The organism is Lacisediminihabitans changchengi (assembly GCF_016634425.1).
Classification (GTDB): domain Bacteria; phylum Actinomycetota; class Actinomycetes; order Actinomycetales; family Microbacteriaceae; genus Lacisediminihabitans; species Lacisediminihabitans changchengi.
In genome coordinates, this window is the sequence record NZ_JAEPES010000001.1 from 1085282 (window position 1) to 1107226 (window position 21945).

The window sequence follows — 21945 nt, forward strand, 5'->3', positions numbered from 1 at the left end:
TCGACGGCCTGCCGCTCTGCCGGTGAATTAGTGGTTTCTTAGACGTGGCCCGGTTGGGTTTCTCTCGCACCAACGACTGGAGAGAACAGAATGCCGCTGACCACGACAACGCCCGGGTGGATCACGACGGTCGTGTTCGCGGCTGCGCTGCCCGCGACCGTCGTGGCCTGGTCCCGCAGGGAGGGAACCCTGTCGATTCACTCGATCACCAGCTCCGTGCGCGAACGCATTCCGTCGCGCCGGGTGCCCCTGAGCACCGGTGCAGCGCCGTCCGGCTTCGGTCCGATCCAGGGAGTGGAGTGACAATCGCCAGCAAGGTCCCGCAGATTACCGCCGTCTTCTGGATCGTGAAGGTGCTCACGACGGGCATGGGGGAGACAACGTCGGACTTCCTCGTCACGCATGGCAACCCCGTCGTCGCGGTGATCGTCTCCGCGGTCGTGTTCGCCGGAGTCTTGGCTGCCCAGTTCGTTACACGGCGCTACATCCCGTGGCTTTACTGGCTCACCGTCGTCATGGTCAGCGTGTTCGGCACGATGGTCGCGGATGTGACCCACATCGTGTTCGGGGTGCCGTACCTGGCCTCGACCGTGGCGTTCTCCACCGCCCTCGCCGTGGTGTTCCTTCTCTGGCGCCGGATCGAAGGCACCCTGTCGATCCACAGCATCACCAGTCGTCGACGGGAGGTGTTCTACTGGGCGACGGTGCTCTGCACATTCGCCCTGGGCACCGCGGCCGGTGACATGACCGCGACCACTCTGCACCTCGGATACCTCGCCTCTGGCATCCTCTTTGCCATCGTGATGGCGGTCCCTCTGCTCTCGTACCGGTGGCTCCGGATGAACGCGATCGTCGCGTTTTGGTTCGCCTACATCGTCACCCGGCCGCTTGGTGCATCGTTCGCCGACTGGGCAGGGGTGTCGCACGTACGGGGCGGACTGGCGCTCGGCACGGGTCCGGTCAGCGCGGTTCTGGCGGGGGTGATCGTGGTGCTCGTCACGGCCATGACGATCCGGCGGCGGTCATCCGTTTCGTCCGCTGGTCGGCTGACCGCGACAGGGGACTAGGGTCCGCTCCCGGCTGCGGTAGCGGTAGCTCGTGAATTCGGAGAAAATCCGACGCTAAGGATTTGTGGTGTCGAGTAACGATCGTTTGAGGACGGGTCGACAGGTTTATCGGAATTGCTGTTCACAAGATGCTTAAACTACTGTCCAATAGTTCGCCCGAAATCAGCTTTGCCCAAACCTTCTACTATCGACAGGGCTTTTAACACCGTTTTCGGCAGAGGCGCGCTGATCCAGGTTTTTCATAGGTCCCCACAAGAGCGGACTGCGATGATTCGTCATACCCGCAATGATGTGAGTGTGAGAATTTCTCTCACTAAGACAAGGGGTGTCAGATGTTGAAAAGGAAGTTAGCGACGGTGCTAATCACCGCCACACTTGCGCTTGGAGGCGTCGTCGGAGGCGCCAGCGCTGCGTTCGCCGGCCAGCCCGATGGCTGCGATGTGTATCCGGGTGTCCCGCACCTGTCGGGCGTGAACATCACCGGGTCCGGTTCGGGATCGTGCCTTACGGCGAAGACCTTCGCGTTCGTGTACGAGGTCCACAAGAGCTTCGGTGTCACGAACCCGACGGTTCTGCGTTCGCAGACCGCTTCGAAGACCGCCACGAGTTGGTCAACGTCCGCGACGGGATGCGACACGCAGCCGGGTTACGCGTCGCAGAAGTTCTTCGGCCAGGCGCAGTTCTACGGCCAGGAATACAAGACCACCGGCAACTCAGGCAACCTGAGCTCCTGCCACACTTGATCCAACACGTATCGGCGACAGATTTCTCGGTGGCCTATCGGGGAAAGAAGACCCCAGCCATCGACAACCTTTCCGTTGGGTTCGGCGACGGAGTGACCTCCGTTGTCGGGCCCAACGGGTCCGGCAAGTCCACTCTCTTCAGGTCGCTCGTGACCTTGCAACGTCGCTACGCCGGCCAACTGTCGGTGCTGGGTCACGACCTCCACGACACGTCCAGCCTCCTGGAAGTGCGACGCCGCATCGGGTACCTCCCGCAGGATTTTGACTTCACACCGTCGTTCACCGTTCACGAGTTCGTGTCGTACGTCGCCTGGCTCAAACGCGTCTCAAATCCGGCTAACGCGATCAACGAAGCCATCGCAGCCGTCGGCCTGACAGAACAACGCGACGTTCGCCTGGGTCGCCTATCTGGCGGAATGCGCCGCCGCGCTGGCATCGCACAAGCGATCGTCAACAGCCCCGAGCTGCTACTTCTCGATGAACCAACAGCCGGCCTAGACCCCGAGCAGCGGATCAACTTTCGCCAGCTCATTCGCGATCTGGGAACAGTTCGTGGCGTCATCACCAGCACTCATCTCATCGAAGATGTCCGCGCAGCTTCAAACCACGTCATCGTGCTCAGCCTTGGCCGACTGGCCTTCAATGGATCCGTCGATGACCTCGAGCTCCGGGCCCGCGAAGGAAGCGTCGGAGACACCCCCTTGGAGCGCGCTTACACCGAGGTCTTGAAAAACGGGTCCGGGGCCGACCTGTGATTTCGCTCCACCTACGCCGCTCTCTGTTTGTCATCGGCGCGCCGGTCCTGGCGATCCTCGGATCGCTGGTCGCGATTTATGGTTCCTTCCCTCGACTCGGCTACTGGCCCGATGCAGCAGGAGCATTGTTCGCCTCGGCGAGTATCCTTTCCCCCTTTGTCGCGGGCGCTTCAGCGTGGGACGGATTACGGGAGCGCCGGCATCGCGGTGCCCCACTGCTCATGACCGCCGCGAGACACTGGTCTGATGTCTTTCGACCTCAGATGATCGCCGATCTACTGTGGGCGGTCGCAATCTTCGTGGTTGTGCTCGTGGCGGAGTCCATTCGCACAGTCTTGGCTGGTGGCGCAGGAGCCCCGACGCCCGTCCTCTGGCTCGTTGCATTAGCCGTTGTTGCGGGCTTTTCCGCCCTTGGCTCAGTTCTTGCCGCCGTGATCCGTCACTGGGTGGCAGTGCCGATCGCTGCAACCCTCGGCGTGGTCGCCTACGCGCTGAGCGCCGTTCGCGTAGACCAATTCTTCTTGCCGGGCCTGAATCCTCTGGACGGCTACGTCTCGATCGACTACAACCTGCCGAACACCGCGATGTTTCTCGGTCAGGCTCTCGTGGCGATTGCTGCGCCAGCTCTTCTTGTCACAGGCATCACCCTCGCATCTCGTGCAAACCGTCTTTTTGCCACATGCGGAGCAGCGCTGAGTGTGGCCGTCTTAGCGCTCGGACTCGGCATCGTGGCCGGACAGGAAGCTCGCTACAGCGTGCAAGAGCCAATGAGCCAAGCCGGCGAAATCACAATAACCGGTGGAAAGCCTCTCCTTACCGTGAAGATACTTCCCCAGTACAAAACCATCAGCCAAGACCTGCTCAGGCGATGGAGCCGCCTGGCGGCGATCACCAGCAAAAGCCCCCTGGCGTTCGATCACCTCGAACAAGTTCCCGACAACCATGGTGACGCCGTGCCGAGATTCGGCCGCCTTTACCTCAACCCGTCCTCGACAGACCCCGCGGAAGATTCAATTCAAAGCGCGCTAACCGACATCGACATCTGTTCCACCAAAAGCGACGCCACCCAGCAAGGGATCAGCAACGATATCGCGGTCAACTTCTGGCTGCAGGACGTCCGTAGCCAACAAGGGACAACCATCGGCATCGCCCAAACTAGGGACAACATCAACTACCTCTTCAACTTGTCGCCCGCCGAGGGCCGTGAGTGGTTCGCAAAACACGCGCGCGAGTATACGAGCTGCACTCTCTCCAACACAGACTTCCAGTAGTGCTGAGCTATCTACGGAGCCGTACCTTCGGGTGGACAATCCTCGCCGTCGTGATCATCGACTTACTTCTTGGCGCATTTGCGACTCCGGCGATCGTGATCACCCACGGAAACGACGTCTCGGAAATTCCTTTACTGGTCATCTTCCAGTTCCTGCCCGTGGCCTTCTGCCTCTACGGCCTGGGCACAAGCGGAGCAGGCATCGAGGCCACATCTGCGCGCCGAATCTGGACACTGCGATGCATCACCGCATTGACGTTGAGCGCACTCATGATCGGCCTAAGCGCGCTCGAGTCACTCCGGATAGGCGCCCCGGGGTCACTGGGCATCTTCGCCCCGGTCCGTGCAGAGATTGGCCTCATCGGCGTAGGTCTTCTGTCAACGATGATCCTCGATCGACGGATCGCCGGCATCGTGCCAATCGTCTTCGTGCTTCTGCCGGTCGTCGTATTTCCGCGACCGGATCTTGGCGGACAATTTTGGGGCTTCGTAATGTTCGACACCAACTCAGCCGCATCCTGGACCGTGGCGATCGCACTCTGGTTCATGGGGATGGTGGGCTACACCGCTTTCTTCCGGGAGGCGCGGCTGGCGATATAGCGCTGACCTTCGGCTGGGCTATGACTCGCGCGGGGGGTCGGACTGAGGAGCACTTCAATCTGGACGTTCGTGCCGCTCTCGTCGTCCGTCTGCCACATGCGGATGCGCAGGTGGCCGGAAACGATCGTTCGCGAGACAGTTTCGGACTGCTTCGCTGTCGATGTCTGGGAATTCGAGCACGGGATCTTGCGTGGTCCCGGGGCTTGTGCGCGATTTGATGGACATCTAGATGTTCGTGATTGTGTGCACTATCTTCGACTTCGAACCAGGGTTTCTTCGCGGTGAGGTCGGAGATGGATGAGTCGGAGCAGTTCGAGGTCGAACGCGGAGTCCTGACGTCATCCGCCGCGTCGTGGAGTGTCGCGGTTCATCGGGCCGGGGTGATCAGCGAGCTGGCGTGTCATGAGAACGCTGGTGCTGACCGGGTGGACGAAGCGGCTGCTGCTCTGGGGCTGTCTCGCCGATACGTTTACGAGTTCCTGCGTCGATGGCGTGCAGGCGACGGCGTCGCCTCGGATTTGTTGCCTGGTCGTCGTGGTGCTCCCGCCGGCGGCCGGCACCTGCCGGCAGCCGTGGAGGACATCCTCAGTGAGGCAATTCGGACGCATTACCTGACCAGGCAGAGGCGCAGCGTGGCGGCGGTGTACCGGGAGGTTGCCCGGTTGTGCCGTCTCCGGGGTCTTCCGGTCCCGTCGCGCGGGAGCCTTGTGCGGCGGATCGGCCAGATCGATCCGGTGAAGCAGGTCGACCGACGGGACGGCGCCGATGCGGTGCGTGCCCGTCAGAGTGCGGGTGGGGTGGTGCCACCGGTCCGGCATGTACTGGATCAGGTGCAAATCGATCACACTCCGGTGGATGTCATCGTCGTCGACGAACGCCACCGCCTCCCGATCGGCCGCCCGTACGTCACGGTCGGGATCGACGTCTACAGCCGCAGCATTGTCGGGCTGGTGGTGACGTTGGAGGCCCCGTCAGCCCTGTCGGCCGGGTTGTGTCTGTCGAACATGGTTACGGACAAACGGGACTGGTTGGAGCGGCTCGGAGCTGACGTGTCGTGGCCGATGAGCGGGAAACCGGCGGAGCTGTACCTGGATAATGCGGCCGAGTTCCACAGTGAGGCCCTCCGTCGTGGGTGTGAGCAGCACGGCATCCGGCTGCGGTACCGGCCGCCGGGGCAGCCGCACTACGGCGGCATCGTGGAGCGGGTCATCGGCACGATGATGAAAACGGTCCACGAACTCCCCGGGACGACGTTCTCCAACCCGCAAGAGCGGGGCAGGTACGACTCCGAGAAGACGGCAGCGTTGACGCTCAAGGAATTGGAGCGGTGGCTGGTGCTCGCGATCGCGAGCTACCACGGCAGCGTGCACGGGGGAATCGGCCGGACACCCGTGGGCCGGTGGAACGCAGGGCTGGCCGAGATGGCCCCGGTCGTGGTGGTGAACCCGGCCGCGTTCCTGATCGACTTCCTCCCTGTCATCCGCCGGACCCTGACCCGGTCGGGATTCACCATCGACCACGTCCAGTACTTTTCCGATGCCTTGAAGCCGTGGATTGCGAGGCGGGAGAAGTTGGGCCGGTTCGTGATCCGGCGAGATCCCCGGGACATCAGCCGCGTGTGGGTCCTGGACCCGGAGGGAACCGAGTACATGCCGGTCCCGTATCGGCGGTTGTCGCACCCGCCGGTGACCGTTTGGGAGCAGAAGGCCGCTGTAGCTGCGCTCCGGGCGGAAGGGCGGGCGGACGTGGACGAAGAAGCACTTTTCCGTCAGATCGAGCTCATGCGCGACGTCGTGACAGCCGCTGCCCGGACGACGAAACGCGCGCGGCGTGATACCGAGCGGCGCACCACCACGCCTTCGGCGCCCCGCACTTCAACTGCGGCGCTTATCCCACCTATAGAAGTGAACGAGGACCCGAGCTCGCCGGAGGCGGCGGCGCCCTTTGCGGAGATCGAGGAGTGGTGACGTGGATGATGACCTGGTCGACCTGACCCACCTGACCGAGACCGCGCAACGTGTCGCCCGACTACCGGCGGAGGAACGCCTCGCCCATATCCGGTCTGACCGGTGGATCGGCTACACCCGCGCCGTCGACGCTCTGGCCCGCCTGGAAGGGTTGTTCGAGTGGCCGCGGAAACAGCGAATGCCGAACCTGCTGCTGGTGGGGCCGACGAATAACGGCAAGTCGATGATCGTCGAGAAGTTCTACCGAACCCACCTGCCGGTGTCGCTCCCTGACCGAGAGCAGATCCCTGTACTGGTGGTGCAGATGCCCTCCGACCCCACGGTCATTCGTTTCTACGTCTCCCTCCTGGGCACGATGGGTGCACCGCTTCGCCCCCGGCAGCGGCTCGCGGAACTCGAACAAGTCGCCCTGGGGCTTCTGCGAGACGTCGGTGTGAAGGTCCTCGTCATCGACGAACTCCACAACGTCCTTTCCGGGACCGGACCCGTCCGTCGGGAGTTTCTTAACCTGCTCCGGTTCCTGGGCAACGAACTGCGCATTCCCCTTGTTGGTGTGGGGACTCGAGATGCGTATCTCGCTATCCGGTCCGATGACCAACTCGAGAACCGGTTCGAACCCTTCACCCTTCCCCGATGGGAACCGGACACCGAAACCCGCGCCCTCTTGGCAAGCTTCGCGGCGTCTTTCCCGCTCCGGCGCGCGTCGAACATCGCCACGACGGAGATGGCGACATACCTTCTGACTCGCAGCGAGGGCACTATCGGGGAACTGACCAGGCTTCTCACCGACGCCGCGATCGCCGCCGTGGACTCCGGCGAGGAGAGCATCAACACCAAGACCCTGCTCATGGCGGACTACGCCGGCCCCACCGAACGACGGCGACTCTTCGAACGAGAACTCGGATGAAAGCCTTGACCCGGTGGCCGCGGCACCCGGAACCCGACGACGGGGAAGCGCTGTCGTCGTGGCTCACCCGCGTCGCGGCAGCGAACTGTTTGTCCCTGACTGAGCTGCTCGGCAACCTCAGCGACCCCACTTTCCAGACTCTCGGTCGGGAGTCCTCCGACCTGGATCGTGACCCGCCCCAAGAGTTCCTCGCCGAGATCTCGGGGCGCACTGGACGAACCGCCGAGCTGCTGCGTGCGATGACGCTCGCGGGACTTGTTCCGACGGTGATGGACACCCTGAACCCATCGGATGACCCGGAGGTGTTTTCCCGCTACGTCCACCAGCACCAGATCCTCCTCACGCCACGGTCCATCCGGTCCCGGGCGACACCCGGCTGGCAGGCGTGGCTCCCATCGACGCCGCTGCGGCGGGCCTGCCCGGCCTGCGTCGCCGACACCGCCCCCACACCACGGTTGCGACTCCTGGGCCAACTTCCGCTCACCCTGACCTGCCCGGACCATGGCTGCTACCTCGAATCGATCGACGGCGTGTACGAGTCCCGCGTCCTATGGACCGACAGTCAACACGACCCACGGGACGCCCCACCTGCCATGAAAGCCATGGACCGGCGAACGCACGACGCCCTGAGGACCGGCGTGGTGACTCTTCCCAGGCGCGAGGTCACTGCTGCGGTCTGGTTCCGGCTGGTGCGGACCCTCCTCGACGAACTCGCCACCTTCCCCACCCACGCAGGCAGGTACAAGGCCACACTCCACGCCATCTGGGACCGCATCGGCGAGCCGCCACGCGCCGGCCAAATGATGTGGTGCACCTACGAAGCCCTCCGTCGCCCGAGGCAGGAAAAATTCCTCGAAGCTGCCGCCGCCGCGATCGACATGATCGAATCGGGAACAATCAAACCCGCCGGCGCGGACGGGCAACTTTTCCTACCACCGCCCCCACCGCCGACCGCTCGTCTTTCAACGACCGGCGGGCGGTGGCGTCGCGGCTTGAGCGAGATGAGTTCTGAAGAGCTGTGGCAAGAGGTACGGAAGAACTTCGTTAGAGCCATCTCCCTGGCCCGAAAAGACCCCGCAGCAGCCGACGAGCTTTTCCGGTTTCTTGCTTGGGGACCAGGAGGCACCGACAAGGCCCGCACGATCCTCGCCGACCTCAACATCACCGTTCCCAGTCCGTCACACAATAACGATTCGGCCCCTTCACGGGTCATAGAATAAGTGAGTGGTTAGGTGACACGCGGACGTGGCTGGCTCCCAGCTGGCCGTCGTGTCACTTATTCGAACGTATAAGTGACTGGAGGCACGGCCATGCTCGTGGGGTACATGCGCGTGTCGAAAGCTGACGGATCACAGAGCACTGATCTGCAAAGGGACTCGCTGCTTGCTGCCGGCGTTCTGCCCGCCCAGCTCTACGAAGAGCATGCCTCCGGGAAGAAGGACGATCGGCCAGAGCTGCTGGCTTGCCTAAAAGGATTGCGTACCGGCGATACCCTGCTCGTATGGAAACTTGACCGCCTCGGCCGAGACCTTCGCCATCTCGTTAACACCGTCCATGACCTGACCGAGGCGGGCATCGGGTTGAGAGTGCTCACTGGCCAAGGCGCTTCGATCGACACCACCACCTCTTCAGGAAAACTGGTCTTCGGCATCTTCGCAGCCCTTGCCGAGTTCGAGCGGGAACTTATTTCCGAACGCACCCTGGCTGGGCTTGCTTCTGCCCGAGCCCGCGGACGCAACGGCGGACGACCATACAAGATGACGCCGGCGAAGCTCCGACTCGCCATCGCCTCGATGGGGAAGAAAGACACCAAAGTCGGCGAACTTTGCAGGGAGCTCGGTATTACCCGGCAAACGCTTTACCGGCACGTTTCCCCGACCGGAACGCTTCGACCAGACGGCGAGAAGCTGATCGAAAAAAATCGAAATACCCATCGCTGACATCAGCGCCCCGTTTGGGGGAGTTGAACCGCTGGCTCATCGCTGTCAAGCTGCAAATTCTTGAGGTGATTGTTTAGCAAGACTCAAATCAAAGCCACTCGTCCCACTGCGCGTGTTGTCATCGTGCCCAATCAGCCTGAACTGGCCAAAACGAAAGCTGCGCAATGTCCAAATTTGGATGGAATCGACGGTCGGCCACGTCGGCCACAGTCACGATCGTTGTAGCCGGCGCCTTGGTTCTCGGTGGAGTGGTACCAGCTCAAGCACTTGATTCTTCCGATATCTCGGACCCAACTGCAACGCTCGCGGTGATTGCGCCAGAACTCCTCGCCGAGACTTCAACCGAGGCGCCCGTCGACATCGAAAAGCCCCTGGGGGATGACGCCGCTATTGTCTCAGTTGGCACGGCAAAGGCGACTGACGAAAGTACTTCGGGAGCATTGGACGGTTCAGGCGGAGGAGTCCGATTCTCCATCGAGTACGCGACTGAAACCGTCTCGGTCGATTCCGGAATCACAGTGGTGGCAAGTCAGTCCGCCGATGTGAACGCATATGTACAGCCCACAGCGTCCGGTGTCCGCGTTCTCACCGCCATTAATAGTGCGACAGCGCCGACGCACTACGATTACCATTTCGACGTCCCTGCGGACACGAAGCTTGTCGAAGGCGCAGGTGTTTCCTATCTTGAAAGCGGCGACCACGTGCTTGGGACGATATCCGAACCGTGGGCAATCGACTCGGCTGGCCGAAAACTTCCGACGTCCTACTCGTGGAACGATGGTGTGTTAACGCAGAACGTAGACCTATCCGCTCCCGATCTCGAATTCCCAGTGCTCGCAGACCCCGCGTGGAGCTACGCCTATACCTATGCGGTGACGAAGACAGCAGCACAGGCAAAGTCATTGCTGAAGAGATGCTTCAACTGCTATTTTCCGGTTGATGGCGCTCCAAGGGGATTTCCAGTTGCTAACCAACTGCTTCCGTTGCACGTAGGTCCTGGCAATTTCGAATGCAGATTCAAGCGAGAGATCACTTCGACGAACTATTTCGGATTTCAGTTCGACGCAACAAAAAACCATGTCGATGGCTATGGTTCCAACGTAGTTTTCGAGTTCAAACTCGTCGGGGGAAACAAGCGCTTAGTGGTTAGTGCCTACATCGTCAACGACTCATGGTGGCTGCACAACGGTGCATACGAGCAGGGCGCGCTCACAAACTGGCGAAACTTTGCCTCCAACATCAGCGCTGGATGAATTGCTAAAACGACTCCAAGTGCGAGGATCGACACGTGGCGGAAAATTTGGATAAGACAGCTCGGCCGGGTTCGACCATCTTCCTCACATCTTTTTGCGCGATAGCCGCAGGTGCGTTGGTCGGTTTGATAGTGGGTGCCACCTTCGCCTATCCGAGTGGATTCGCGCTTTGGCTAGCTGCGATTGGAGCTGGAGTCGGCGCCTTCACAGGAGCGATCTCTTTTTTCGCCGGACTCGTAGCGTTTCAATTGGCCCGTCGTCGAGCGCTCGCTGATCCGGTGCGGCAGATGATCGTCGTTGCTGTTTCCGCCTTGGCTGCCACTCTCACCGTATTGGGCATATGTCTCACCACCCGAGCAATCGACTTCGCTGGTATTTTAGTAATCACGTTCGTCCTTTCGGCAGTGCTAGCACTCATCGGGTACCGATTACTGAAGAATCGTCTCACTGTCGATCAGCTCAAGATCAGATAAGGCGTGGCGGCCCCTTTGCATGATTCCCCCTGAATACGAACCGCGGCGAATCGTGGGGCCGGCTGATAGCTCATCCATTAATTAGCCAGCCCGAGATTGAAAACGAAAGACTCCGCGTCGTTGGAGACCAGGTTCATCGTTCGTATGGAAGTTAAGGGACCGCCAACGGGTGACACTCTGCCACGCGCAGGCATTAGCGGACATCTGTGCACTCAGTCACGGACATCGACAGCGATCCGCGCGTTGGCGCGAGGCGTGATGTAATGCTTGCCGTGTACGCGGCTATGTAGTGCTTTCCCCTGTTTCTGATACAGTCTGGGCATGCGGGTGGGCTACGGGCGGGTATCGACACGAGATCAACACGTTGACGGGCAGCGAGATGCGCTCGACGCGGCAGGCTGCGAGGTGGTTTTCGTGGACTCCGCGTCAGGCAAACTCGCGTCCCGCCCGGGTCTGGAAAAGGCGCTTCTGTCGGCGAACCGAGCTGGTGACCAGTTAGTGGTGACGAAACTCGATCGGCTCGGCCGGTCTCTGGAGAATCTGATCGACCTGTCTAAGCGGCTGCAGGGTGCCGGTGTTGACCTGGTCGTTCTGGATCAGGGCATCGACACGTCGACACCGCTCGGGACGATGTTCTTTCAGATTCTGGGTTCGATCGCGGAGTTCGAGCATGCGTTGATGGCCGAACGCACCCGCGACGGGTTGGCCGCAGCGCGAGCCCGAGGGCGCACGGGTGGGCAGAAACCGAAGTTGGGGGCACGGCAGGTGAAATTGGCCCGACAGATGTACGAGGAGACGGGTCCGGACGGTAAGCGCGCACACACGGTGGCGCAGATCGCCGCGGAATTCAAAGTAAGCCGGCCCACCATCTACCGCTACCTCAGCGCTCAGTAAGACAAGGTCTAACGATGGCGCGCCGCGCACTGCTAACTCCACTCGAGCGCGCCGAGATTCTAGGCCTGCCGGAGGATCCCGACGAGATCGCGGCGCTGTGCAGGATCGATGAGGCGGACATGTCGCTCATCCGGCAACGCCGTGGGGACGCGAACCGGTTGGGGTTCGCTGTTCACCTGTGTCTGCTGCGGGGGCCCGGGATCGCGCTCGGCGCCGACGCTGGCCCACCTGTGGCGGTTCTCGCGCAGTTGGCGTCGAATATCGCGGTGAGCCCAAACCTGTGGAGTGAGTACGGCGCGCGGGAGGAGACCCGGCAAGAACATGCCCGCGAAGCCCGCGCATACCTCGGGCTGACAGCGTTCGGGATGGGTGATTTCCGAAACGTCGTGGAAGAGATTGAATCCGTTGCGCGGCAGACCGACCGAGGCCGGGTCCTCGTCGAGACAGCGATCACATCTCTTCGACGTAACGCGGTCGCGTTGCCGGCCATCGAGGTGATCGAGAAGGCGTGCGCGGAAGGCCTCACTCGGGCGACCCGTCACGTCCACTCCACCTTGAGCGGGCCTTTGGATGACGGACAGCGAGCACGGCTCGATGCGTTGCTGATCCGACGTTCGGACAGCGCTCTCACTCAGATCGGTTGGCTGAAACAGGCTCCAGCCCGCCCTAACGCGCGTTCGATGCTGGAACACGTCGAGCGTCTCACCGCGTGGCGTGCACTAGATCTGCCCTGGCCAGCTGCGCGGCTTGTGCACCGGAACCGGCTGCTGAAGCTTGCCCGCGAGGGCGGGTCGATGACGAGCGCTGATCTGGCGAAGTTCGAACCCCGCCGTCGTTACGCGACGTTGTTCGCGATGGCGGTCGAGGGGGTGGCGACCGTCACCGACGAGATCATCGACCTGCACGACAGGATCATCGGCCGCCTGCTACGGGCAGCGAAAAACCGGCACGATGCGTCCACACTTGCCTCACGCACGAGCGTCACCGCACTGATGCGGACCTATTCGCAGCTCGGCGAAGCGCTGCTGAAAGCCCGGGAGACCGGCGAGGAAGCGTTCTCCGTCATCGAGAAAGTGATCGGGTGGAAGACTCTGGCCGAAAATACCGCAGCCGCGAAGGAACTCGCCAGGCCCGAGGCCGCGGATTCGCTCGCTCTGGTCAGCGCCCAGTTCACCACCGTGCGCCGATACTCGCCCGCATTCCTGGCAGTCCTTGATCTGCACGCCGCCCCAGCAGCAGTCGACCTGCTCGCAGCCGTCGAGATCCTCCGGCAACTCAATACGGCCGGTATCCGGAAGATTCCAGACACCGCACCGAGATCCTTCGTCCGGGCCCGTTGGAAACCCCTGGTCTTCACCGACACCGGTATCGATCGCGGGTTCTACGAATTCTGTGTCCTCACCGAGCTCCGCAACGCGCTGCGCTCCGGAGACATTTGGGTAGGCGGGTCACGACAATTTCGTGACTTCGACGAATACCTCCTCGACCCCCAGGACTACACCACCCTGAAAAGCGCGCAGCAACTACCGATCGTGACCACCGACGGAAACCCCGCCTACCTGACCGCCAGGCTCGAACTCCTCACACAACGCCTCGCCCGCGTCGAACACCTCGCCACTGACGGCAAACTTCCCGGCGTCACGGCCGCAGGTCTGAAAATCACGCCGTTAGACACGATCGTGCCGATTCAAGCGCAACCGCTAATCGACGCGACCAGCGGCATGTTCCCACGAATCCGGATCACGGATCTGCTGATGGAAGTAGACGCCTGGACCGGATTCAGCCGGCACTTCACCAACCTCAAAACCGGGCAACCGTCCAAAGACCAGCAACTGCTGCTGACCGCGATCCTCGCCGACGGCATCAACCTCGGCCTGACAAAAATGTCCGAAGCCTGCCCCGGCGTCAGCTACGCACAGCTCGACCGACACCAAGCCGCCCACATCCGCGAAGAAACATACAGCGCCGCCCTCGCCGAGATCGTCAACACTCAACACCGGCACCCGTTCGCCGCGCACTTCGGCGACGGCACAACCTCATCGTCCGACGGGCAACGCTTCCGCGCCGGCGGCCGAGCAGAATCAACCGGGCACGTGAACCCGAAATACGGCAACGACCCCGGCCGTCTCGTTTACACCCACATCAGCGACCAGTACTCCCCCTTTCACAGCCGCCTCGTCAATGTCGGCGACCGCGACGCGACCTGGGTCCTTGACGGGCTGTTGTATCACGAAAGTGAACTGGAAATCCGGGAGCACTACACCGACACCGCGGGTTTCACCGATCACCTCTTCGCGCTCATGCAACTCCTCGGCTACCGGTTCGCACCCCGTATCCGAAACGTCGGAGAGACCCGCCTCTACACACCCACCCGCACCCACGACCTCACCACCCTGGCACCGCTAATCGGCGGCCCGATCAACACCGCCACGATCGCTCAGCATTGGGACGAGATCCTCCGCCTCGCCACGTCGATCAAAACCGGGACCGTCACCGCGTCCCTGATGATGCGGAAGCTCGGTGCCTACCCCCGCCAAAATGGGCTCGCCACCGCTCTCCGAGAACTCGGCCGAATCGAACGGACCCTCTTCCTCCTCGACTGGCTGGAGAATCCCGAACTACGCCGTACCGTCACCGCAGGCCTGAACAAAGGCGAGGCCAGAAACACTCTCGCCCGGGCCGTTTTCTTCAACAGGCTCGGCGAGATCCGCGACCGCTCATTCGAACAACAGCGCTACCGCGCCTCAGGCCTCAACCTGCTCACCGCTGCGATCGTGCTCTGGAACACCGTCTACCTCGACCGCGCCATAACCACCCTGGACACCACCCAAGCCCCGCCAGCACCAGAGCTGCTGCGCTACCTCTCACCGCTCAGCTGGGAACACATCAACCTCACCGGCAACTACACCTGGCCGCGCACCACCCATAAACCCGGCCGCTACCGGGCACTCCGACACCCCACCAACCCTTAGCGTCGGATATTTCACGAATTCACAAGCCACCCCCGGTAGCGGTAGCGGTAGCGGTAGCGGTAGCGGCAGGGTTTCACGCGCGCGTGTACGGTGACGGCCAGCGGCTCCGAAGGTGCCGAAGAAACCGAAAGCAGGCGCCGATGCCCGGCAACGTCGAGGAGTGTCCGCAGTGCGACGGCGTGATCGAGGCTGTGGATGGAACGCTGACGTGCGCCGGGTGCGGACTCGAGTTTCTCGAGTGACAGTGTCAGGGCAGCACTCGGTGGTACTGCGCACGAACTGAGGTCAAGCGGGAACCTCCAGTGAGAGCGCGCCGCACGGCCCGGGCCCTGCGGCGAAGGCCCCATGCGGTGACGCGAAGAAGCGACTCCCGCACGATGTCGCCGCTCATCTTGGATTCGCCGAATACGCGCTCGGTGAAGGTGATCGGAGTCTCGACCACCCGCAGCCCGTGCTCGAGTGCCCGCCAGAGCAGATCGACCTGAAAGCAATAGCCCTGGCTCGCGACGCCGCCGAGGTCGATCTCGCGCAGCGCTCGAGCGCTGAAGACCCGGAAACCTCCGGTGGCGTCTCGCACGTCGATGCCAAGCGCAGCGCGCGTGTACATGCTCCCGCCGCGGCTCAACAGCTGGCGACTCAGCGGCCAATTCTCGGTGCGCCCACCGGGCACCCAGCGCGAGCCGAGCACGAGGTCGTGATCGGCGAGCAGCTCGATCATCCGCGGAAGATCCTCGGGGTGATGGGAGCCGTCCGCGTCCATCTCGACCAGCGCCCAGTAGCCCGCCTCCAGTCCCCAGGCGAACCCTGCGAGGTACGCCCCGCCCAGGCCGTTCTTCTCGGTGCGGTGGAGTACATGCACCTCCGGATGCCGCGCGGCGAGGTCATCCGCGATCCGCCCGGTGCCGTCGGGGGAGTTGTCGTCGACGACCAGGACGTCGGTGTGCGGCGAGCTGGCCAAGATGCGGCGGATGATCGGCGTAATGTTTTCGCACTCGTTGTAGGTCGGGAGCACGACGAGGGTCTCGAGCATGGCGGTTCCTTTCGGGAGGAGGCGGTCGGGAGGAGGCGGTCAGGACAAGTCAGTCAGGAGGTGAGGCTGGCGTAGACGATGAGGTTGTCGACGTAGTGCCCGCTCGACGGGTTGAAGACCCCGCCGCAGGTGATCAGCCGGAGCTGGGGGGTCGGCACGTTGCCGTAGACCGAGCTGGTCGGGAAGGTGGCCTTGGGCGACTCGATCTTCTGGGTGACGGTGAAGGTCTCTATCGTTCCGTCGGAGAGGGTGACGGTGACCGTGTCGCCCGATTTAAGCGACGACAGTCGGGCGAAGACCGCGGGCGCGGTGGGGGAGTCGATGTGCCCAGCGATGACGGCCGGGCCGACGTTTCCCGGCACGACGCCAGCCGAGTACCAGCCCGCCGAGTCCCAGTCCGCCGGAGCGAGCAGGGCGCCGCTGGCGTCGAGTGAGAGATCTTCGAGGCCGGAGTCGACCCCGATCGCGGGGATGCGCACCCGCGTGGGCACGATGCCGGCGGCCACGGTCGGGGCGACGGATGCGGTCGGGTCTTGCAGGCCGCCGGCAGCGCCCGGGGCCGCGCTGGCGGATGGACGGGGAGCGTCGTGCGGCGAGGCGGCAGCGGAGATCGCCACGCCTCCGACGACGAGAGCCGCCACCGACAGGCCGATGACCACCCAGCGCGCGCGGATCACGAGTCGGCCTTCGCCGGGGCGCATCCGCCGAGCACCGTGCTGCGCAGCATGAATGCACCGAGCACCGACCACGCCGTTCCGTAGTAGGTCGGAGTGCTGCGAGCCAAGCGCGCCGAGGTGGCGAGGTCGGCCGAGGCGCTGTCCCCGGCGGCCGCGGCTGATGCGGCCCGAGACGCGTAGGAGAGCGGATCCTGGTCGGTCGTCTGCGCGGTACCGCCCAGGTCGAGCACCGAGTGCAGGGTGCGCGAACGCTCGAGCGTCGGCAGCAGCTTGGCGGCCAGAGCGACCGTGGCCGGGCTGGTGCAGGTCTCGGCGTAACGCAGTGCGAGCCGCCCGGCGTCGTAGCCGTACACGACGCTGTCGCCACGTCCTGCCGGCCCGGGCATCGCGTCGACGGTGCCGTCGGCGTGCACCTGGGCCCAGTCCGGGGGAAGCGGCGACGCGTCGAGCAGCGTCGTGGTGACCGCGGTGGTGCCGGCCGCCAGCTCCTTCCAGCGCGGGTCTTTCGTCGCCGCGCCGAGCACAGCGAACGCAACCGGCGAGGCGTAGCTCGGGTTGTAGGCATACGGCTCGGACTTCGCCGCCCAGAGCCCCGGCAGCAGGATGCGCCCACTCGCGGTCTCCACCGTGAGGTCATCGGCGATCGCGTCGGCGATGGTCGTGCCGGCCTTCGTCAGGGCGGCGTCATGAAATCGGGTGCCGGCCAGAACCAGCGCACGGGCGGTGTCGAGGTCGGCATCAGAGGCAGGCTCGGTATCGACGACCTTCCCCTTCGACCATTGCCAGGAGAGGAGGTCATCCGCTCGCTGCAGATTCTTCTTCGTCCACGACCAGATCTGGTCGAACTTCTTCTCGTCACCGACGGCCAGTGAGATCAGCAGACCGTAGGCCTGCCCCTCACTGACGGTGTCGTTGCCCTGGTCGCGACGGATCACCCGGCCCCCGTCAGTCCACTGCGCGAGAAACTGCTTCCCGGCGGCCGTCGGAGTCGACGCAGCACGGGGGCTGCCCGACGGACTTATTGACGGGCTGGTTGCCGGAGCGACCGCGGGCGCGGACTGTGAGGGGCGCACGACCGCGACGACCGCGATCACCGCGGTGATAGCCACCGCGGCGATCACGATGACGACGATGGCGCGCATGCGGGTCATCCCGGTGTGCCCCCGAGAGTGGTCTGCGGGTGGGTCGCGAGGTAGCCCCCGCCGGTCTGCACGCCGCCGACGGGATCCTGGCCGACGCTCGCGCTGTCGAGCACCGGCTCGATGGTGAGGCCGCCGTCCGCGGTGTCGAGCACGAACAGGGTGGTCACGCTGCCCTGTGCGAGCGCGACCTGAGCCGAATCGGTCAGGGTCTTCTTCGCGCTCCCGGCGGATTTCGCCGAGAGGTCGAGGGTCCATGGGCCTGCACCGACCTCGGCATAGCCGGTCGCGGTGCCGCGCTTCGCCTTCGATGCGACAGCCACGCCGGTCGAAGTTCTCACGCTGACCGTCTGCGCGAGCGTCGACGCCTGGATCAGGCGGATGCGCGCACCGCCGTTGCTGGGAGCGGTGAGGTCATCGTCGTACACCGAGACGGCGATCTTCTTGTTCGGCCCATAGGCGGCGACCGTGGAGGCGTGTCCGTCGGCGATGGTGACCGCGCTGCTCAGCATCGGTTTGGTCGACGCGGGGGAGCCGGTCGGCACCATGGAGACGGTGTAGGTGCCGTCTGGCATCGGCGTGTACGGCGACACCGCGCCGTACTTCACGTTGTCGAGTTCGTAGAGCGTGGTGCCGCCCTTGAGCGCACTGATACGCACGTCGATGCCCTTGGTGTCGGGGGAGAGATGCGCGAGGCGAATCCAGCCTTCGCCGGCCGGAGCGCTCTGCGCTGACGGGACGGCTGCGCTGGCCGGTGCGGCGGCGAGCAGGGTGCCAGCACCGAGTAGGAGTCCGGTGGCGATACCCAGGGCGATGCGGAGTGGTCTGCGGGTGACGGTTCTCATGGGGTGTCCTTTCGTTCCATTCGGGTGTGGTCGGGTGACACAGCGTGGATCATCGGGATCCGTAGGTGAGGAGCAGGCCGCCGCCCGTGCCGCGGGCCGATTGCGGCACGAACGTTCCGGTGAGCCCGGTGACGAAGCTCTTCGCGGCCGAGGTGAGTCGGCCGTCACTGACTGCGGTGCGGCTGCCGAAGGCGGTGATGAGCACCTGGCGGAGTGGCCCTGTCTCCCCGGCAACGGCCGGGAAGTTCTGCACCGTGATCGAAGAGATGGCGGTGGCAGAACCGAGCGCGAGGGTGATGCGGTCGTCCACGCGACCGGCGGTCAAGAGACGCTTGTTGGCAACGGAGGTGCCGAGGGCGGGGTTCTGTGCCAACTGCGTGCCGGTCTCGGCCCGGCTCTGCTGGGCCGCCGCGGCATCCGTTTTCGCTGCTGCCATGCCCTCCGGCTCGATGCGCCGCACCTGCACGGCCTGTTCGGCCTGTCCGAACGAGGCGACCACGGTCGAGTTGGCGATCGCCTCGGTCACCTCGGCCGACGTCCCGGCGCCGGTGCGCATCGAGTTCGTGGCGACGATGTAGTCCGAGTCTTTCCAGCCCTGCGGGGACTGCGCCTCGACGGCCGGGTCGGTGTCGATCTTGTAGTACCAGACCACGTTGTCGCGGGCCCAGCCAGCACGCTCCAGGTCGACCCACATCGAGTCGTCGACGATCAGGCGCTGGTCGTGAGCGACGTTCGTTTCGACCCACTGCTCGGCCGATCGCATCGGGGAATCGAGGTCGGCGAGGAAGAGTCCGCGCAACTGCACGGTCCATACCGGGACGGCGACGGCCAGGGCGAGAGTGGCGGCAGTTGCCCAGACGATGGCGCGCCAGCGGCCAGCGGCCCGGCGGCGGATTGCGCGGACGGCGGAGTCGGTGACCCCGGCGATGAGCAGCGCGCCGAAGGGCAGCAGCATGATCACGTACGGCACCGGAAGGTAGCCGCCCGGGCGGAACATGAACGCGACCAGGGCGAGCGTCATGACGGCGAACACCCGCAGCCGCCGCGCGAATACTCCCGCGATCGCCGCCAGAATGCCAAACACGATGAACACCGGGTCGAGCTGTGTCCAGATGGCGAAGGTGCGGCTGATCAGGCTGGCCGGGTCGAACACCGAACCGCTGCTCGCGCGGGTTCCGAGCTGGAACGTGACGCCGTCGAACAGGCTCACCCGTCCGGCACCCGGGAGCAGTTCGCCCTTCACCAGCGCAAGCAGCACGTAGCTGAATCCGATCAGCACGAGAACCGTTCCGGCGACGGAGAGGGTGTAGCGGCGGGTCTGCGCACGCGATGATCGCACCATCGCCCAGATGAGGAACGGGAGGGCGAGCAAAAACGTCTCCTTGCTGAGCACGGCGACACTGAAACAGGCGGCGGATGCGGCGAACCCGGCCAGCTGATTGCGCTTGCTCAGAGCGAGCACGAAGGCGGCGATCAGCCAGGGTGTCGCCACGTTGTCGAGGTATACCGAGCGGTGAAACTGCACGGCCAGCGGCGAGACGGCGAAGATGACCCCGGCCGCCGCGGCAGCCGCACGGGTCAGCCCCACCCTCCGCGCGAGTACCCAGAGCAGCACCACGGAGATCAGAGAGAAGACGATGACCGCTTCTCGTCCGGCGAGCACCGCCGTGCTGTACCGAGCGAAGGCCCCGGTGAGCTGGGTGTATCCGGCGATCTGCAGCCAGCCCAGCGGTGGGTGGTCGTACCAATACGTGTAGTGCGCGAGTTCGCCGAAGTGGCTGACGGCGTAGGCCTGCGCCGTGTACGTGCCCTCGTCGTCGATGCGCTGCGGCGAGCCGCCGAAGTTGAGGAAGGTGGCGATTCCGGCCAGAACGAGGGTGGGGGAGAGCCAGAGCAACGTGAGGCGGTGGCGGAGGGCCGCGAGCTTGATTCGAACGGATGCCCGGCTCGCGGCATCCGTCAGCTGGACGACTGTCGACCCGTCGTGGGTGGTGCTGGTCATCGTGCGCTCCCCACGGTCTCGGGTTCACGGTCGGGGATCTGGTGCGGGTCGGCGGACTCCATCGGGCGCAGGTGCACGCCGGCGTGGGCCGTCTTCTCCCAGCCCGTCTCGTTGCGCAGCTGGCGCAGTACCGAGCGGATTGCGGCGATCGCCAGGAACACCTGGAACGGGAAGGTGCCGAGCACCAGACGGACGTAGTCGCGCGCCCGCACCCTGGTCTCGTACAGCCGCCCGAACTCGCCGAGGCCGGCGATCTCCACCGCGACGGTGATCAGTGTCGGCGCCAGGGGGATGAACGTGATCAGGGCGATGACTGTCGGCACCTTCACGAACAGGATCAGCACGAGCGACAGCGGGATCATCAGCCCGGTGATCGCCTGCAGAAACGGCATGGCCAGGATGTAGCGGGCGAATAGCCGCTGGCGCACGGTGGGGAGCTTCTTCCACTCGCCCTTGCCGAGCACCTGCAGAAAGCCCTGGTTCCACCTCGTGCGCTGCTTGAACAGCGACATCAGCGTGCCGGGCGTCTCCTCGCGGGTGACGACCTCGGGGCTGTAGGCGACGACGACCTTCTCGCCCTGGCTCGACAGCCGCACGCCGATCTCGCAGTCTTCGGCGAGGCACTCCGCATCCCAGCCGTCGTTGCGCTCGAGCAGCGCACGCTTGATGAACACGGTATTGCCGCCGAGCGGAATGAAGCGGGCGCCCGCGTGGAAGTGCAGACGGGAGCGGAACCAGAAGTAGTACTCGAGCACGTTGCGCAGCGACCACCAGCTGGACTGGAAGTTCATCAGCTGCACGCCGCCCTGCACGACACCGGCGTCGGTCTCGCTGAACTTGGAGTCGATGAGCTCAAGCAGATGCGGGTGCACCTCGTCCTCGGCGTCGAACACCCCGACGATGTCGCCGGTGGCATAGGCGAGCGCGGTGTTAAGAGCCTTGGGCTTGTTCTTCGGAACGCTCGAGTCGACCACCACGGTGATCAGCTCCGGATGTCGCGCTGCCGCTTCGCGGACGACCCGATCCGTTCCCGGGTCGTCGTCGCCCACGATCGCGATGATCTGCACGTTCGGATGGGTCTGTGCCGCGAGTGTGTCGAGGGTCTGGCCCATTACCTCCTCCTCGTGCCTGCCCGGGACGAGCAGGGTGAACGAGTGTGCCGGGGGGAGCGGGTTGGCAGAGAAGCCCGTCTTGCGCAGGTTGCCGTCTGACTTCCAGGCATGGAGCATCCACCAGAGGGTGGTCAAAGCGATCGCGGTGAGCACGATCGCCAGAAGCACCAGAACGCCGTATCCGACGACCGCGGTCCAGTCGCCCGACATCGTTCCGGTCGAGCCGGTGGGGCTGATCGTTCCGAGGTCACCGCGATTGGGCACGCTGGTGCCGGGATCGCTGGGTGCGGATGGTGCGG

Annotated in this window: 19 protein-coding genes and 1 pseudogene; 14 read left to right on the plus strand and 6 right to left on the minus strand. The window is 64.1% G+C overall.

Features of this window, described 5'->3' with window-relative positions:
* Positions 1-90 precede the first annotated feature (90 nt).
* The 14 genes and pseudogenes from IV501_RS05075 to IV501_RS05140 all read left to right on the plus strand — a co-directional run bounded on the left by IV501_RS05075 (position 91) and on the right by IV501_RS05140 (position 14841).
* The gene (locus tag IV501_RS05075) at positions 91-303 is read left to right on the plus strand and encodes a hypothetical protein (RefSeq protein WP_200555272.1); all 213 of its coding nucleotides are present in this window, start codon (positions 91-93) and stop codon (positions 301-303) included.
* A complete protein-coding gene (locus IV501_RS16540; protein WP_307812184.1) occupies positions 300-1067 on the plus strand; it encodes a COG4705 family protein in 768 nt (255 codons plus the stop codon). Before IV501_RS05075 ends, IV501_RS16540 begins: the two co-directional genes overlap by 4 nt.
* Positions 1068-1399: 332 nt before the next feature.
* The gene (locus tag IV501_RS05085) at positions 1400-1810 is read left to right on the plus strand and encodes a hypothetical protein (RefSeq protein ID WP_185204220.1); all 411 of its coding nucleotides are present in this window, start codon (positions 1400-1402) and stop codon (positions 1808-1810) included.
* Positions 1696-2310 (plus strand): annotated as a pseudogene (locus tag IV501_RS16715) (ATP-binding cassette domain-containing protein); the annotation flags it as partial. The gene IV501_RS05085 and the pseudogene IV501_RS16715, both read left to right, overlap by 115 nt.
* A gap of 251 nt (positions 2311-2561) precedes the next feature.
* On the plus strand, positions 2562-3836 hold the full coding sequence (locus tag IV501_RS05095; protein WP_200555274.1) for a hypothetical protein: 1275 nt from the start codon (positions 2562-2564) through the stop codon (positions 3834-3836).
* Positions 3836-4435, plus strand: coding sequence for a hypothetical protein (locus IV501_RS05100; protein ID WP_200555275.1), 600 nt, complete (start codon positions 3836-3838; stop codon positions 4433-4435). The genes IV501_RS05095 and IV501_RS05100 overlap by 1 nt, the downstream gene beginning before the upstream one ends.
* A 293-nt stretch (positions 4436-4728) precedes the next feature.
* Positions 4729-6402, plus strand: a complete 1674-nt coding sequence (locus tag IV501_RS05105; protein ID WP_200555276.1) for a TnsB C-terminal domain-containing protein — start codon at positions 4729-4731, stop codon at positions 6400-6402.
* A 1-nt stretch (position 6403) separates the two neighbouring features.
* Positions 6404-7309 (plus strand): TniB family NTP-binding protein, encoded by a 906-nt coding sequence (locus IV501_RS05110; protein ID WP_200555277.1) that lies wholly within the window; start codon positions 6404-6406, stop codon positions 7307-7309.
* A complete protein-coding gene (locus IV501_RS05115) occupies positions 7306-8529 on the plus strand; it encodes a TniQ family protein (RefSeq protein WP_200555278.1) in 1224 nt (407 codons plus the stop codon). Before IV501_RS05110 ends, IV501_RS05115 begins: the two co-directional genes overlap by 4 nt.
* Positions 8530-8619: 90 nt before the next feature.
* Entirely contained in the window at positions 8620-9249 is a 630-nt protein-coding gene (locus tag IV501_RS05120) for a recombinase family protein (protein WP_200555279.1), read from the plus strand.
* Between the two features lie 164 nt (positions 9250-9413).
* Positions 9414-10502: a hypothetical protein gene (locus IV501_RS05125; RefSeq protein WP_200555280.1), complete on the plus strand. Its 1089-nt coding sequence runs from the start codon at positions 9414-9416 to the stop codon at positions 10500-10502.
* 35 nt (positions 10503-10537) lie between these two features.
* Positions 10538-10975: a hypothetical protein gene (locus tag IV501_RS05130; RefSeq protein ID WP_200555281.1), complete on the plus strand. Its 438-nt coding sequence runs from the start codon at positions 10538-10540 to the stop codon at positions 10973-10975.
* A gap of 321 nt (positions 10976-11296) precedes the next feature.
* Positions 11297-11869, plus strand: a complete 573-nt coding sequence (locus tag IV501_RS05135; protein WP_200555282.1) for a recombinase family protein — start codon at positions 11297-11299, stop codon at positions 11867-11869.
* A 14-nt stretch (positions 11870-11883) separates the two neighbouring features.
* Entirely contained in the window at positions 11884-14841 is a 2958-nt protein-coding gene (locus IV501_RS05140) for a Tn3 family transposase (protein WP_200555283.1), read from the plus strand.
* A 247-nt stretch (positions 14842-15088) separates the two neighbouring features.
* On the opposite strand, the gene IV501_RS05145 is transcribed toward IV501_RS05140, so the two are convergent.
* The 6 genes from IV501_RS05145 to IV501_RS05170 are packed head-to-tail and all read right to left on the minus strand — an operon-like array spanning position 15089 to position 21910.
* A complete protein-coding gene (locus tag IV501_RS05145; protein ID WP_200555284.1) occupies positions 15089-15871 on the minus strand; it encodes a polyprenol monophosphomannose synthase in 783 nt (260 codons plus the stop codon).
* Between the two features lie 53 nt (positions 15872-15924).
* On the minus strand, positions 15925-16572 hold the full coding sequence (locus IV501_RS05150) for a class F sortase (protein ID WP_200555285.1): 648 nt from the start codon (positions 16570-16572) through the stop codon (positions 15925-15927).
* A complete protein-coding gene (locus IV501_RS05155) occupies positions 16545-17699 on the minus strand; it encodes a glycosyl hydrolase family 8 (RefSeq protein WP_200555286.1) in 1155 nt (384 codons plus the stop codon). The genes IV501_RS05150 and IV501_RS05155 overlap by 28 nt, the downstream gene beginning before the upstream one ends.
* On the minus strand, positions 17696-18532 hold the full coding sequence (locus tag IV501_RS05160; protein ID WP_200555287.1) for a DUF4397 domain-containing protein: 837 nt from the start codon (positions 18530-18532) through the stop codon (positions 17696-17698). The genes IV501_RS05155 and IV501_RS05160 overlap by 4 nt, the downstream gene beginning before the upstream one ends.
* A 49-nt stretch (positions 18533-18581) precedes the next feature.
* A complete protein-coding gene (locus IV501_RS05165; protein ID WP_200555288.1) occupies positions 18582-20534 on the minus strand; it encodes an ArnT family glycosyltransferase in 1953 nt (650 codons plus the stop codon).
* Positions 20531-21910, minus strand: a complete 1380-nt coding sequence (locus IV501_RS05170; RefSeq protein WP_307812185.1) for a glycosyltransferase family 2 protein — start codon at positions 21908-21910, stop codon at positions 20531-20533. The genes IV501_RS05165 and IV501_RS05170 overlap by 4 nt, the downstream gene beginning before the upstream one ends.
* Positions 21911-21945: the final 35 nt, after the last annotated feature.

Coding starts and splice junctions, on each gene's coding strand:
- IV501_RS05075 (WP_200555272.1), top strand. CDS start 91: ATGCCGCTGACCACGACAACGCCCGGGTGGATCACGACGGTCGTGTTC.
- IV501_RS05085 (WP_185204220.1), top strand. CDS start 1,400: ATGTTGAAAAGGAAGTTAGCGACGGTGCTAATCACCGCCACACTTGCG.
- IV501_RS05105 (WP_200555276.1), top strand. CDS start 4,729: ATGGATGAGTCGGAGCAGTTCGAGGTCGAACGCGGAGTCCTGACGTCA.
- IV501_RS05115 (WP_200555278.1), top strand. CDS start 7,306: ATGAAAGCCTTGACCCGGTGGCCGCGGCACCCGGAACCCGACGACGGG.
- IV501_RS05120 (WP_200555279.1), top strand. CDS start 8,620: ATGCTCGTGGGGTACATGCGCGTGTCGAAAGCTGACGGATCACAGAGC.
- IV501_RS05125 (WP_200555280.1), top strand. CDS start 9,414: ATGTCCAAATTTGGATGGAATCGACGGTCGGCCACGTCGGCCACAGTC.
- IV501_RS05135 (WP_200555282.1), top strand. CDS start 11,297: ATGCGGGTGGGCTACGGGCGGGTATCGACACGAGATCAACACGTTGAC.
- IV501_RS05140 (WP_200555283.1), top strand. CDS start 11,884: ATGGCGCGCCGCGCACTGCTAACTCCACTCGAGCGCGCCGAGATTCTA.
- IV501_RS05145 (WP_200555284.1), bottom strand. CDS start 15,871: ATGCTCGAGACCCTCGTCGTGCTCCCGACCTACAACGAGTGCGAAAAC.
- IV501_RS05150 (WP_200555285.1), bottom strand. CDS start 16,572: ATGCGCCCCGGCGAAGGCCGACTCGTGATCCGCGCGCGCTGGGTGGTC.
- IV501_RS05155 (WP_200555286.1), bottom strand. CDS start 17,699: ATGACCCGCATGCGCGCCATCGTCGTCATCGTGATCGCCGCGGTGGCT.
- IV501_RS05160 (WP_200555287.1), bottom strand. CDS start 18,532: ATGAGAACCGTCACCCGCAGACCACTCCGCATCGCCCTGGGTATCGCC.
- IV501_RS05165 (WP_200555288.1), bottom strand. CDS start 20,534: ATGACCAGCACCACCCACGACGGGTCGACAGTCGTCCAGCTGACGGAT.